This window comes from Tamlana carrageenivorans, from assembly GCF_002893765.1.
Taxonomy (GTDB): domain Bacteria; phylum Bacteroidota; class Bacteroidia; order Flavobacteriales; family Flavobacteriaceae; genus Pseudotamlana; species Pseudotamlana carrageenivorans.
On the sequence record NZ_CP025938.1, the window covers coordinates 2501113 to 2516096 of the forward strand.

At 34.6% G+C, this 14984-nt stretch carries 7 protein-coding genes and 2 pseudogenes; 8 read left to right on the forward strand and 1 reads right to left on the reverse strand.

Going from position 1 to position 14984, the window contains the following annotated elements; all coding sequences use genetic code 11:
* Positions 1-28 precede the first annotated feature (28 nt).
* The 7 genes and pseudogenes from C1A40_RS11105 (at position 29) to C1A40_RS11135 (ending at position 11925) form a co-directional block, all read left to right on the forward strand.
* A pseudogene (locus tag C1A40_RS11105) lies at positions 29-3756 on the forward strand (efflux RND transporter permease subunit).
* Positions 3753-4970: a TolC family protein gene (locus tag C1A40_RS11110; RefSeq protein ID WP_102995948.1), complete on the forward strand. Its 1218-nt coding sequence runs from the start codon at positions 3753-3755 to the stop codon at positions 4968-4970. Before C1A40_RS11105 ends, C1A40_RS11110 begins: the two are co-directional and overlap by 4 nt.
* A 93-nt stretch (positions 4971-5063) precedes the next feature.
* Positions 5064-7562: a heavy metal translocating P-type ATPase gene (locus tag C1A40_RS11115; protein WP_102995949.1), complete on the forward strand. Its 2499-nt coding sequence runs from the start codon at positions 5064-5066 to the stop codon at positions 7560-7562.
* A gap of 18 nt (positions 7563-7580) precedes the next feature.
* Positions 7581-8062: pseudogene (locus C1A40_RS11120) on the forward strand (DUF305 domain-containing protein).
* Positions 8052-9827: an efflux RND transporter periplasmic adaptor subunit gene (locus tag C1A40_RS11125; RefSeq protein ID WP_102995950.1), complete on the forward strand. Its 1776-nt coding sequence runs from the start codon at positions 8052-8054 to the stop codon at positions 9825-9827. Before C1A40_RS11120 ends, C1A40_RS11125 begins: the two are co-directional and overlap by 11 nt.
* 33 nt (positions 9828-9860) lie before the next feature.
* A complete protein-coding gene (locus C1A40_RS11130; RefSeq protein WP_102995951.1) occupies positions 9861-10298 on the forward strand; it encodes a heavy-metal-associated domain-containing protein in 438 nt (145 codons plus the stop codon).
* Positions 10299-10569: 271 nt separating this feature from the next.
* Entirely contained in the window at positions 10570-11925 is a 1356-nt protein-coding gene (locus C1A40_RS11135) for a transposase (RefSeq protein WP_102995952.1), read from the forward strand.
* A 224-nt stretch (positions 11926-12149) separates the two neighbouring features.
* Here the strand turns inward: C1A40_RS11135 and C1A40_RS11140 are convergent, their stop codons facing one another.
* Positions 12150-13382, reverse strand: a complete 1233-nt coding sequence (locus tag C1A40_RS11140) for an NAD(P)/FAD-dependent oxidoreductase (protein WP_102995953.1) — start codon at positions 13380-13382, stop codon at positions 12150-12152.
* 714 nt (positions 13383-14096) lie between these two features.
* On the opposite strand from C1A40_RS11140, the gene C1A40_RS11145 reads away from it, so the two are divergent.
* The gene (locus tag C1A40_RS11145; RefSeq protein ID WP_102995954.1) at positions 14097-14981 is read left to right on the forward strand and encodes an LpxL/LpxP family acyltransferase; all 885 of its coding nucleotides are present in this window, start codon (positions 14097-14099) and stop codon (positions 14979-14981) included.
* Positions 14982-14984: the final 3 nt, after the last annotated feature.

A 14984-nucleotide genomic window follows, 5' to 3' on the forward strand; every position in this document is an offset into this window, starting at 1 on the left:
ATGTCTAACTGTTTAATAATCAAATAATATGCTTAATAAAGCAATCAAATTTCTTATCGAGAATAAACTCGTTGCCGTGCTATTGCTCGTCCTTTTTGTGGGCTGGGGAACGGTAAATGCACCTTTTAATTGGGATACAGGATTTTTGCCAAGTCATCCTGTGGCTGTTGATGCCATACCAGATATTGGCGAAAATCAACAAATAGTATTTACAAAGTGGGATGGTCGTTCACCCCAAGATATAGAAGACCAAATTACTTATCCATTAACCACTTCGTTGCTTGGTATTCCTGGAGTAAAAACCATTCGTAGTTCTTCAATGTTTGGCTTTTCAAGCATCTATATCATATTTGAAGAAGATATAGAATTTTATTGGAGTCGAAGTCGTATTCTAGAAAAACTAAACTCATTACCAAGTGGGTTATTGCCCGAAGGTGTTAATCCTGCTTTGGGTCCAGATGCAACAGGATTAGGACAAATATTTTGGTATACGCTTGAGGGACGCGACGAAAACGGAAAAGTTACTGGTGGTTGGGATTTACATGAATTGCGTAGTATTCAAGATTACTATGTAAAGTACGCTTTGTCTTCAGCAAGTGGCGTTTCTGAAGTAGCTTCTATTGGAGGGTATGTTCAGGAGTATCAAGTGGATGTCAATCCGGAGTTAATGCGTCAATATAACATAAGCTTAAATCAGATCGTAAAAGCTGTTAAAAGTAGTAATCAGGATATTGGTGCGCAGACTTTAGAAATCAATCAAGCCGAATATTTAGTGCGTGGCTTGGGCTATGTAAAGTCTATTTCAGACATTGAAAATGCAGTTGTTACTTCCGCAGATTTTACTTCAATTAAAATTAAAGATATTGGTAAAGTATCATTGGGACCAGCAACCCGAAGAGGTTTATTGGATAAGGAAGGTGCAGAAGTCGTTGGTGGTGTGGTTGTGGCACGATACGGTGCTAATCCCATGGAAGTCATTAACAATGTAAAATCACAAATTGAAGAATTGAAAGGAGGGTTGCCAACAAAAGTACTGGCAGATGGCCGCACTTCTCAAGTAACCATTGTTCCATTTTATGACCGAACAGAATTGATTCAAGAAACTTTAGGAACTCTTAATGAAGCATTAACCTTAGAAATATTAATTACTATTCTGGTTATTATTGTGATGGTTTTCAATTTAAGAGCATCCATTTTAATTTCTGGGTTACTGCCTGTTGCTGTATTAATGGTTTTTATTACCATGAAACTGTTTCATGTAGATGCTAATATTGTGGCGCTTTCGGGTATTGCTATCGCTATTGGTACCATGGTAGATGTAGGGGTTATACTTGCAGAGAATATGATTCGCCATCTTGATGATGATAAATTACGCCTGCGAGAAGACGGTACAGCGTTAACTACAAATGAAGTGATATATAATGCAACAGCAGAAGTATCTGGCGCTATTTTGACTGCAGTATTAACTACAATTATCAGTTTTGTTCCGGTATTTACTATGATTGGAGCAGAAGGGAAACTCTTTAGACCTCTTGCTTTTACTAAAACCATGGCGCTGTCTGCCTCATTAGTTATAGCTTTGTTTTTAATCCCTCCTTTCGCAGCTTATTTATTCAGGAAAACTAGCTTTAAAAAGTCGTATAAATACATTTTAAACGGTGTATTAATAGTCGCAGGAATCGTGTTTATGGCATTTGGTTACTGGTTAGGTGCCATATTAGTGGCTTTTGGGGTTACAGGATTATTGAGTGTTTTGGGTAAACTGAACAAAAAAAACAGCAACCTTGTAAATATTATCATTTCATGTGCTGCTATTGTTTTCCTTCTTGCAGAATATTGGAGACCACTAGGTTTTGATAGAAGTATCTTTATAAACTTAATTTTTGTAGCTATTATCTGCTTCGGGATTTTAGGGATATTTTCAATTTTTAGAAAGTATTACGAACAGATTTTAAACTGGGCTTTAGCTAATAAAATTTTGTTTCTAATGATACCAACTACGGTGCTTATTTCTGGAATTTGGATAATGAATAACACAGGAAAGGAATTTATGCCGTCTTTAAATGAAGGTTCGTTTTTGTTAATGCCAACCTCATTACCTCATTCGGGGTAGAAGAAAACAAAAGAGTACTTCAGCAATTAGATATGGCTGTAGCCACAATTCCAGAAATTGAAACTGTAGTTGGAAAAGCTGGTCGAACCGAATCAGCTTTAGATCCTGCACCTTTGTCCATGTATGAAAATATCATTCAATACAAATCAGAATATCTGCGAGATTCCGAAGGAAAAAAACAACGTTATAAAGTAAATGAGGATGGATTATTCGAGTTACAAGCCGGTGGTTATATAGCAAATCCTAATAACACTAAAAATGTCAATATAAATGACATCAAAAGTTCTCAATTAATTGAAGATGATAACGGAGAGTTCTACAGAAACTGGCGCCCAGAAATTCAATCACCAGACGATATTTGGAATGAAATTGTTAGAGTTACCAAACTACCTGGTGTTACTTCTGCACCAAAATTACAACCCATAGAAACCAGGTTGGTCATGCTTCAAACAGGTATGCGCGCACCAATGGGCATAAAAGTAAAAGGCCAAGATTTAAAACAAATTGAAGCATTTGGTTTGCAATTAGAAAGTATTCTTAAACACGCAGAAGGTGTTAAAGTTGAAGCTGTTTTTGCAGATAGAATTGTTGGAAAACCGTATTTGCTAATTGATATTGATAGAGAAAAAATAGCACGCTACGGTGTGTCAATTGAAACGGTGCAAAACGTACTAAAAGTAGCCATAGGAGGTATGGCTTTAACCCAAACTGTTGAAGGTAGAGAACGTTATGCTGTTCGTGTACGTTATCCAAGAGAATTACGTAGTAACCCTGAAGCTATAAAAGGTATTTATATTCCTGTTGAAAAAGGAAGTCCTGTGCCTTTAAGTGAATTGGCAACCATCCGGTATGAGCAAGGTCCGCAAGTCATAAAAAGTGAAGACACCTTTTTAGTTGGGTATGTGTTGTTTGATAAATTAGATGGGTTTGCAGAAGTTGATGTGGTTGAAAATGCGCAAGCCTTATTTCAGCAGAAAATTGATTCAGGAGCATTGACGGTTCCAAAAGGTATCAGTTATAAATTCACAGGAACTTATGAAAATCAATTAAGAGCAGAAAAAACATTGTCTGTCGTTGTTCCATTAGCCCTGATTATTATTTTCTTAATTCTTTATTTTCAATTTAAATCTGTTACCACCTCATTAATGGTATTTACTGGAATAGCAGTGGCTTTTGCTGGTGGTTTTATTATGCTATGGCTGTATGGTCAAGATTGGTTTTTCAACTTCAGTTTGTTTGGTGAAAACATGAGGGACCTATTTAATATGAAAACGGTCAATCTAAGTGTGGCTGTTTGGGTTGGGTTTATTGCGCTTTTCGGTATTGCTACCGATGATGGTGTGGTCATGGCAACATACCTCACGCAAACTTTTGAGCGAGACAAACCAACTGATAAAAAGAATATTAGAATGGCTGCTTTGCAAGCAGCAGGAAAACGTATTCGCCCGTGTTTAATGACAACCGTTACTACAATTTTGGCGCTTTTGCCTGTACTAACATCCACAGGTAAAGGAAGTGATATAATGATACCTATGGCAATTCCAATTTTTGGAGGTATGGTAATTGACATTACTTCTTATTTTATTGTACCTGTTTTATATAGCTGGAGAGAAGAGTTTAAGTTAAAAAGAGTAAACAAATGAAAAGACTAATTTATACACTACTAGGTTTATTCATTTTTAGTATTTCTAATGCACAGGAATTGGAAACACTTGTTAATGAAGCATTGAACAACAATCCAGAAATACAAAAGTTTGAATTGCAATACAGCATAGCTTCAGAAAAAGTGAATGAAGTTAATACCATTCCTAATACAGAATTTGGGGTAGGTTACTTTGTAAGTGAACCAGAAACACGTACTGGGGCGCAGCGATTTAAATTGTCGGCCAAACAAATGATACCCTGGTTTGGTTCAATTACCTCACGAGAAAATTACGTTAATGCTTTAGCTGATGCAAAATTTGAAGACATTGTTATTGCTAAGCGAAAATTAATGGCTTCTGTATCACAATCTTATTATAATTTATATGCTAATAAAGCAAAGCAAGAAGTGTTACAGGAAAATATCAAGTTGTTAGAAACTTATGAAACATTAGCATTAACAGCTGTTGAGGTTGGTAAAGCATCTGCTGTAGATGTGTTGCGATTGCAAATGCGTCAAAATGAAATGAAACAATTAAAAGATGTATTGCATCAACAATTTTTAGCTGAACAAACTAAATTTAATAAGCTTTTGAATAGGAAAAGTGATGTCGCTGTAGTGGTAGTAGATAATTTAATGTTGCCTTCAGAAGACTTTGAAATGAGTACAAATAATCTAGAGTTGCACCCAGAATTGTTGAAGTACGATAAACTATATCAATCCATAGAACACTCAGAGTTACTAAATCAAAAAGAAAGTAGCCCAATGATTGGTTTTGGTTTGGACTACATAAATATAGAGCCAAGACCAGACATGAATTTCTCCGATAACGGTAAAGATATTGTGATGCCTATGGTTACACTTTCAATTCCAATTTTTAATAAAAAATATAAGTCTCAAACGAAACAAAATGTGTTAGCGCAGCAAGAATTAAAAACTCAAAAGCAAGAACGTTTAAACATCTTGGAAACACTTTTAAGCAAAGCGATTAACGATCGTATTTCTGCTAGAATAAGTTTTGAAACGCAAACCAAGAATTTAAAACAAGCTAAAGACGCAGAGGATATTTTAATTAAAAGTTACGAAACAGGAACCATAGATTTTAATGATGTTTTAGATATTCAAGAACTACAACTCAAGTTTCAAATGAACCAAATAGAGTCTATCAAAAGTTACTATGTACAAAGCACTATAGTTAATTATTTAATTCAGTAATAATGAAATGAGCGGTTGTATTAATATGAACCTATTAAAGGTTTTTTAAAAGAATTAATGACATCTGACCATTGAGAACATAAAAAAAAACAAATGAAACATACATATCACATACACGGCATGACATGCAACGGCTGTCGCAGTCACGTAGAAAAAACACTATCAGAAGTTTCAGGTGTGTCAAAGGCTTCTGTTAATTTAGAAAAGGCTGAAGCAACCATCGAAATGGATTCTCATATTCCTCTAGAAACGTTTCAAAAAGCGTTAGAGGAAGATGGCGGCAGTTACAGTATTCATAACCAAGGAGAACACCAACATACCAAAGAGGAAAAAGCGCCAAAGCCAAAAGGTAAGGGTACAGGCACCTTTTATTGTCCAATGCATTGCGAAGGCGATAAAACTTATAACCAACCAGGAGACTGTCCTGTTTGTGGCATGGATTTGGTTGAAGAACAAAACCTTTCAACTTTACATTCAGAACAATGGACATGCCCTATGCATCCAGAAATTATAAAAGATGAAGCAGGTGCTTGTCCTAAATGTGGAATGGATTTGGTGCCCTTGGAAGCCGATAGTTTAGCAGAAGAGAAAACCTATAAAAAGTTATTGAAGAAGTTTAAAATAGCCATTGCTTTTACATTGCCAATTTTCTTGATAGCAATGAGTGAGATGCTTACCAATAATCCATTGTATGACATTATGGAGCAAAAATATTGGAATTGGATGCAATTCGCTCTGTCTATTCCTGTCGTGTTTTATGCAACATGGATGTTTTTTGAGCGTGCCTACAAAAGTATAAAAACATGGCATCTAAATATGTTTACACTTATTGGAATAGGAGCAGGTGTAGCTTGGTTGTTTAGTGTTTTTGGCATGTTTTTTCCAAATGTATTTCCTGCACAGTTTAAAACAGAATCGGGTGCAGTGCATGTTTATTTTGAAGCAGCAACAGTAATTCTAACCTTGGTGCTTTTAGGCCAGCTTTTAGAAGCGCGTGCTCATAGTAAAACCAATTCTGCAGTTAAGGAACTATTAAAGTTAGCGCCCAATAAAGCTGTAAAAATAATAGATGGTGAAGAGATTGAAGTCAGTATTGATAAGATCGCATTAAATGATATTCTCAAAGTAAAACCTGGTGATAAAATACCTGTTGATGGTGTGATTACCGAAGGCGAAACAACCATTGATGAATCTATGATAACAGGGGAACCTATTCCTGTGAACAAATCACAAGATGATAAAGTTAGTAGTGGAACCATTAATGGCAATCAATCCTTTTTGATGAAAGCTGAAAAGGTAGGAAGCGATACGTTGCTTTCACAAATCATTCATATGGTTAACGATGCGAGCAGAAGTCGCGCTCCAATTCAAAATTTAGCTAATAAAGTATCTGGATTTTTTGTGCCAGTGGTCGTACTCATTTCTGTAATTACATTTATTGTTTGGGCCATTTGGGGGCCAGAGCCGGTGTATGTATATGCGTTTGTCAATGCCATAGCAGTTCTAATTATTGCATGCCCTTGTGCTTTAGGGTTAGCAACACCAATGTCTGTAATGGTTGGTGTAGGCAAAGGGGCTCAAAATGGTGTGTTAATTAAAAACGCCGAAGCACTTGAGAAAATGGATAAGGTAGATACTTTAATTATCGATAAAACAGGTACGATCACAGAAGGTAAACCAACAGTAGAAACTATAGGTGCTTTTGGAGCGGATTTCAATGAGAAAGAAGTACTTCAATACATGGTTTCATTGAATACGAATAGCGAACATCCTTTAGCCGAAGCGACTGTGAAATACGGAAAGGAGCATCAGGTAGAAATACTAAAATCAGATAATTTTAGTGCCATCACAGGAAAAGGTGTTGAAGCTGTGATTAATGATAAAAATGTAGCATTAGGAAACCCTAAAATGATGGAATATGCGAAGGCAGACATCACATCTAAAATGGAAGCCAAGGCTAAATCTTATCAAAAGCAAGGTAAAACAGTGTCATATTTATCATTGGGAGAAACTGTTATTGGGTATGTTGTTATAGGTGATAAAATTAAGGAAACTAGTGCAAAAGCCATTAAAGAACTTCAAAGTAACGGTATTGAAGTCATCATGTTAACAGGCGATAATTACGATACAGCACAAGCTGTAGCAGCAGAACTTAATTTGGCAGATTTTAAAGCCAGTATGCTTCCAGAAAATAAACTTAAAGAAGTAGAAAAACTTCAAGAAAAAGGAAAAGTAGTTGCCATGGCAGGTGATGGTATTAATGATGCACCAGCATTGGCTAAAAGTGACATTGGTATTGCCATGGGAACGGGTACATCTGTAGCTATTGAAAGTGCCATGATAACATTGGTTAAAGGTGACTTACATGGTATTGTGAAAGCAAAAAACTTGAGTCATGTTGTTATGAGAAATATTAAACAGAATTTATTTTTTGCCCTCATTTATAACACTTTAGGTGTGCCTATTGCAGCGGGAGTGTTATTTCCATTTTTTGGCATTTTATTGTCTCCAATGATTGCAGCATTAGCCATGAGTTTTAGCTCGGTTTCAGTAATAGCAAATGCTTTAAGATTAAGAACAATTAAAATTTAACTATAAAATCAAATAATTATGAAAAATTCAAAGGATAATCATAAAAAGGGAAGTTATAAAACTTTCTTTTTAATGTTGGCTTGCTCTTTTGTAGCAATGTATATAACGATGTATTTAAATACGTATGCAATAGATCATGTTTGGTTTAGCTTAACACGTTTCTATATGACCTGTTTAGGGATTTCTACAATGGCAGTCATTATGTGGTTTTTTATGCGAAAAATGTATAATGATAAAAAAAGAATATAGCAATACTTGCAGGAAGTTTTATCCTGTTTGTAAGCGCATTAGGTTTAGTAAGAACGCAAGCTCCAATAATTGGTGATGTACTCTGGATGAAAGCCATGATTCCACATCATTCTATAGCCATTTTAACAAGTGAAAGGGCAGATATAAAAGACCCAGAAGTTAAAAAATTGGCTGAAGATATCATTAAAGCACAGCGTAAAGAAATAGAAGAAATGAAAGGAATGATAAAACGATTAGAAAATGAAAAATAATAAAATAGTGATATACATAGGCTTAGTTGCCACTGGTCTATTGTTGGGATGGTTGCTTTTTAGTGGTTCGTCTAAACAAGAAAAAGTTCATAATCACGATGAGGTTGCAGAAACCAATCAAATGTGGACCTGCTCAATGCATCCACAAATTATGCAACCTGAACCGGGCGATTGCCCTATTTGTGGTATGGATTTAATTCCTGCCGAAGCTGTAGCAGATGGTTTACTTGCAGATCAATTTAAACTTACTGAAAATGCGATGGCATTGGCTAATATTCAAACTACAGTTGTAGGTAAAGATTTAACAGCTGATGGAATCGTTAAACTATCAGGTGAAATAGTAGAAAACGAAGAAACCAATGTTGTTCAGGTCAGTTACTTTTCTGGTAGAATAGAACGCTTAAATATTAGTTTTACAGGTGAAAAAGTGCGTAAAGGACAATTGTTGGCTTCTATTTATTCGCCAGAACTGTATGCAGCACAACAAGAATTGATTACTGCAGCTTCCTTAAAAGAGTCACAACCTACCTTGTACAAAGCGGTACGTAATAAATTAAAACTTTGGAAACTTTCTGAAAACCAAATCAACCAAATAGAAACGTCAGGTAAAGTCATTGAAAATTTCCCTATACACGCCACGGTTTCAGGTACAGTTACCAAAAAATTGATAGAACAGGGCGATTATATTAAACAAGGGCAAGCTTTGTTTGATATAACAAACCTAAATACGGTTTGGGCAAACTTTGATGTGTATGAAAATCAAATTGAACAATTTAAAAAAGGTCAAGAAATTAATGTGATTTCAAACGCTTACCCTAATAAAGATTTTAAAGGAAAAGTTGACTTTATTGATCCTGTTTTAAATACTAATACACGTACTATAGATTTACGAGTAGTTTTAAATAACAAGGAAGCCCTTTTTAAGCCAGGTATGTTTGTAACCGCAGAAATTAAAAGTGTTAAAGCCAATTCCAATGAAACCATAACCATTCCAGCTTCAGCAGTGCTTTGGACAGGCGAACGCTCTGTTGTATACATCAAAACATCACTTAATGAACCTGTTTTTGAATTGAAAGAAGTGACTTTAGGTAGTAAAATAGATGCTAATTATGAGGTGCTAGAAGGGTTAAGTAGTGGTGATGAAATAGTAACCAATGGCACATTTACAGTTGATGCAGCAGCACAATTACAAGGTAAAAAATCTATGATGAATAAGCATGGTGGTAAAACAATGACAGGTCATGAAGGACATTCTGGAATGGAAAAAAATAATTCCAGTACCGAAAATGAGCGTTCTGGTATAAATAAACGTGTAACTGTTTCAGAGAAATTTCAAGAACAATTAAAAGCTGTGTTTAACGACTATATCAAATTAAAAGATGCGTTAGTAAAAGATGACTCAGAAGGAAGTTCCAAAACAGCATCCTCATTATTATCTAGTTTAAGTCGGGTAGATATGAAATTGCTTAAAGGTGAGGCGCATAATCATTGGATGTCACTAATGAAAGAAATAAAACCCTCTGCAACGTCTATTTCTAAAACCTCAGATATAAATGAGCAAAGAAACGATTTCAAACACCTCACAACACCACTAATAACTGCAGTACAGCTGTTTGGGGTTAATGAGAAAGTTTATGTGGAATTTTGTCCGATGGCAGATAACAATAATGGTGCATATTGGTTGAGTAGAGAAAAAAAAGTAGTTAACCCATATTTTGGTAGTGCCATGATAACTTGCGGTGAAGTAAAACAAGTCATAGAATAATAAATTAAGTAGTAATAATTAAATTTTAAAACAATGAAAGTAATTTTAAGCGTAGCGGTAATAGCAGCATTAGGTTTAACAAGTTGTAAAAACGAAACTAAAAAAGAAATAGAAACTCCAACTACTGAAATGCCAAAGGAAATGGCATATACAGACATATCCTTTGGTGTTAGAGGTAATTGTGGTATGTGTAAAAATACCATTGAAAAGGCGGTCAATAGTGTAGAAGGTGTTGCAAGTGCTAACTGGGATGTTGATAAGAAAAAAATTGACGTTTCTTTTGATGAAAGCAAAACGGATGCCATGGCAATTCATAAGGCAATAGCAGCTTCAGGTTACGACACCGAAAAAGTTGCAGGTAGTGAAGAAGCTTATAAGGAATTGCAAGGTTGTTGTCAATACGATCATGAAATGATGATGAATCAATCTGGAGATAAAAAGGAAGAAGGGCATTCAAATCACGATCATTAATTTTATATTTTAAGAGTCTTTTTCGGAAGGCTCTTTTTTTATTACCCACAACACAAAACCCAGCATTTTGCGAAAAGCAAAACACCTCTGTCTTTTGTGTTGTTCCCCGCGCCACCGCAAGAGTTTATCCAAAATTTTGTGTTTTTGAAGGCGTATTCAGAAAATGCCCTATCCCTTGTAAATACAGGTATTTTTACGTAAATTTAAGTACATAAAAACCCCGAAAAGGGCTATTGAGAGCCAAAAACGGGGTTTTCTTATTCTTACATTTATGAAAATACAGAAAATTAGTGAATTTCAGCATGAGTTTTCATTTTTATCTTCTACAGAAAACTTTGATGCTTATTACCGTCGATTTTTAGAAAGTGATTTAGGGAAAATTTACAGCGCAATTCCATGGGATTCTTTAGTTGATACTTTTGGTATTAAAGAAAAAACTACAGGTAGCAAAATGCTGTTTAGTCCCAAAGGCAGAATAGCATTGATGTTTTTAAAGCATTACACTTGTAGCTCAGATAGGAGACTTATAGAGCAACTCAATAGTAATATTGATTATCAGTTTTTCTGTGACATACACTTGGGTTTTAATAGACTTACTAATTTTAAAATAGTCAGTCAAATACGTTGTGAATTGGCAGACAAGCTAGATATCAATTTATTAGAAAAGGACTTGTTTAATCATTGGAATAATCATATTGATTGTCAGAACCAAATTACTGTTGACGCTACTTGTTACGAGAGTGAGTGTCGTTATCCTACACCTCAAAAATTACTATGGGAAGCTGTAAATTGGCTATATAAGCAGCTTAGAGAAACCTGTAAAATTTTAGGTATAAAAATGCAGCGTTCTAAATATAGAAAATGGAAGCATCGTTATACAGAATTTAGTAAAATGCGTCGAAAAACTAACAAAAAACGAAAACCACTCACAAGATCATTACTACATCTGCTTGACAAGTTTATAAAATTCGAACAAGAGCTTCGAGATACCTACAAAGTTCAATTTACAAAAAACTATTACCGCCGTGTGGCCATACTAAAAATAGTTTATACCCAGCAAAAAGCGTATTTTGAAACAGGAATCTCTCCCAAAGATAGAATTGTGAGTATTGATAAGGATTACCTCAGACCTATCGTACGAGGAAAAGAGGTCAAGCCTGTTGAATATGGAGCCAAGGTTAACAAACTACAAATAGATGGTATTAATTTTATAGAACACTTAAGTTTTAATGCTTTTAATGAAGATACACGGCTAAAGAGCTCTGTTTACAAGACACAATCACTAACAAAAAGGAAAGTGAAAATAGTAGGTGCAGATGCTATATATGCTACCAATAACAATAGAAATTTTGTAACTAAAAACAATATCAAAACAGACTTCAAGCGTAAAGGGAAACTTCCTAAAAACTATAAGCAAGAGAAACAACTTAAATCAGCAATTACCAAAGAAAGAGCAACTAGATTAGAAGGAAGTTTTGGAAAGGAAAAGGAACATTACCATCTCAAACGCATAAAAGCTAAAACAAAAGCTACCGAAACCCTTTGGATATTCTTTGGAATACATACCGCAAATGCTCTAGAAATTGGTAGGCGAATGCAAAAAAAACGAGTTCAAATAGCGGCCTAAATTTTAGTTATTATAAAATTTTACAGGGATAGCTATGTCTTGTTACCACCTCAAAACTATTACACAGTATGATTTTAATAAAAAAACAAAAAACCAAGACTGATATTTAATCAATTCTTGGTTTTTAATATCTGAGTATTACTCAATTGAGCTAAATTCTGAATGCGCCTACAACGCTTTAAAAATCAGAATAAAACGTTGGTGTGATGGGGGTTCTTAAGCTTTTATTGCCCTTGATTCATATGAATAATATGCGCCAAATTTTTAACTAATCTATCGTGTTTTTTTACAAACGGATTGGTTTCATCCCAAACATAACCAGCTAAAACCGCACAAATTTGTTTTTTTATTTCGGGGTTCTCAGGTCGGTGAAAAAATAAAGTTTGTAGATTTCCCGTATACCATTCTTTAACGTATGTGGCAAAAACATTAACTCCTTTCATAATGTAATCGCTGTATTCGGTTTGCCAGTCTACAGGGCGTTCTGTTAATTCTGTTACAATTAATTTAGCCGATTTTAAAGCCGATTCGGTGGCGAAAGTAACTCCCGACGAAAAAACAGGGTCTAAAAATTCGGCACTGTTTCCTGTTAAAACATAGCCTTTTCCAAAAAGTTGTGTTACCGATTTCGCATAGTTTTTTATGCTGATAGGGGCAAACTTAAAATCTGCATTTTCAAAACGTTTGTGGTAGTATTTTGAAAGCTTCAGCATGTTTTTCATGTCGCCTTCATACGATTCAATAAGTTCTGTTTTTCCAACAAAACCAATACTGGTGTCGCCATTGGAAAAAGGGATCACCCAAAACCAAGTGTCGCGATCTAAAACATCAAAAGTAATTAATGTGCCTTCTTCTCCGGCAGGTCGGTTTATGTCTTTTAGATGGGTAAACATAGAGGAGTGTTCTGGAATAGACGACGGTTTGTCTAGCCCTAATAATCGCGGTAATACACGACCGTAACCACTAGAGTCAATAATGTATTTTGCTTTAACTTCATACAATTGTTCGTTTTCGTCTTTTATGGTGGTTATCGAAATGCCTTCGTCATTAAATTTGGCATCGATCACTTCATGATCAAAACTCAAATCTACACCTTGTTTTTGAATTTCGTTTGCTAAAAGTTCATCAAAATCAGCACGAGGCACTTGCCAAGTCCAATCCCATCCAGGTGTGTGTTTTTTACTGAAATCAAAGTTGCATACAATGTCATCTCTTAAAAAGCGCGCCCCTCTTTTAATCTCAAAACCGTGGTCTTTTAAAACATGAAGTAAGCCAGCTTCTTCAAAATGTGCCATGCACTTGGGAAGCAAACTTTCGCCAATTACAAAACGAGGGAATTTACTTTTTTCAACAACTTTAACTTTGATGCCTTTTTTATTAAGGTAAGCCGAGGCTACACAACCTGAAGGCCCTGCGCCGATAATTAAAACATCAACGTTGATACGGTTTAATTTCATATTCAAAAATTAGGTAAGCATTGAATGAGCACTCAAAATTAAGCGAAATTTAGTAATTGAAATCAAGCAATCAACGAATTATTAATAATTAATTTTTTGTTGTACGTTTTTGTGTTACGTATTCCTCTGAAATTTTTAGCAAGACATTAATTTAGGGTATAATTGTTTTGTTTGCTAGGGATACTTGCCTTTAAGGTTGTTTAATAAAATGTATTTATGGTATCAAGTAGATTTCGTAAATTAGGTAATGAGGGGCATGGCATTTATAAAGTTTCCAAAATATAAAAAGCATTTTGAAGTCCTTACGCTATAATTTTACGAAGTTTTATAAAACGTTGTTTATATCTAGTCGTTTAAATTTATTTCGCGCATTTCAATAATACAATAGGATGCTTTTTAATGTCTTATTAAAGATGTTTGTAGGAGCTTGAAGGGCTTAATAAAACCGTCTTTATCTTCTTTTAAGGCCAATAACAGAGGTCATAATTAAATTTAATACACAAATCTTAAGATGAAAAAATGATGTACTTTTGTCAATCTCAATTTTTAAATTGACGCAAGTACTGGGTTAATGATTGTAAACGTGATATTATACCATGGATAGAGTCGATATGGTAAAAAAACAACGGTTTTCTTGGTAAAGAATTTGAAAAGAGAGAGAGCATTACAGGGGTTTTATAACCCAAAATATAAATAAATTAAGCTAATTATTCTATGTTAAAAGAATGGCGAGGGCAGTCAAGAGGTACTGTTCTTGGGTATAAAATCTTTGTGTTTTGTATTAGGAAATTAGGTTTGGGCGTTGCTTATTTTGTCTTGTATTTTGTGTCGTCTTACTTTTTTATTTTTGCTTGGGGAAATACAAAAGCAAATTATAATTACTTCAGAAAGCGACAACAGTTTTCGAGTCTAAAAAGTATCATAAGCATCTTCAAAAGTTATTATGTTTTTGGCCAAACCATTATAGATAAAATTGCTATTCAATCGGGTTTAAGGGATAAGTTTACCTACCATTTTGATGGTATAGAGCTTATTAATAAAACTTTGAAAAATAAAAAAGGGGGCATTTTAATTAGTGCTCATGTTGGGAATTTTGAAATTGCCGAATATTTTTTCGGAGAGCTAGAAGAGAAAGCTGCTATTAATATTCTTACTACCGATTCTGAACATTCGGATATTAAAGCCTACTTACAATCTATTACAAGCAAACCCAACGTAAACCTCATATATATTCAAGAAGATTTATCTCATATTTTTGAAATAAATGCAGCGCTAGCAAGAAATGAATTGGTATGTATTACCGGCGATCGCTACGTTAAAGGGGCTAAATATTTATCGGAAATCTTTTTAAATGAGGAAGCAGCCTTCCCCGCAGGACCTTTTTTAATATCTTCGCGATTACCGGTTCCTGTGTTATTTGTTTATGTGATGAAAGAAACACGTACACATTATCATCTATATACCAGAAAAGCCGAATTTAAACAACGTGATGCTAAGGCTTTACTAAAAGAATATATAGAAAGTTTAACTTGGATTTTAAGCCAGTACCCATTACAATGGTTTAACTATTTTTACTTTTGGAACACACATAAAAAATAATTA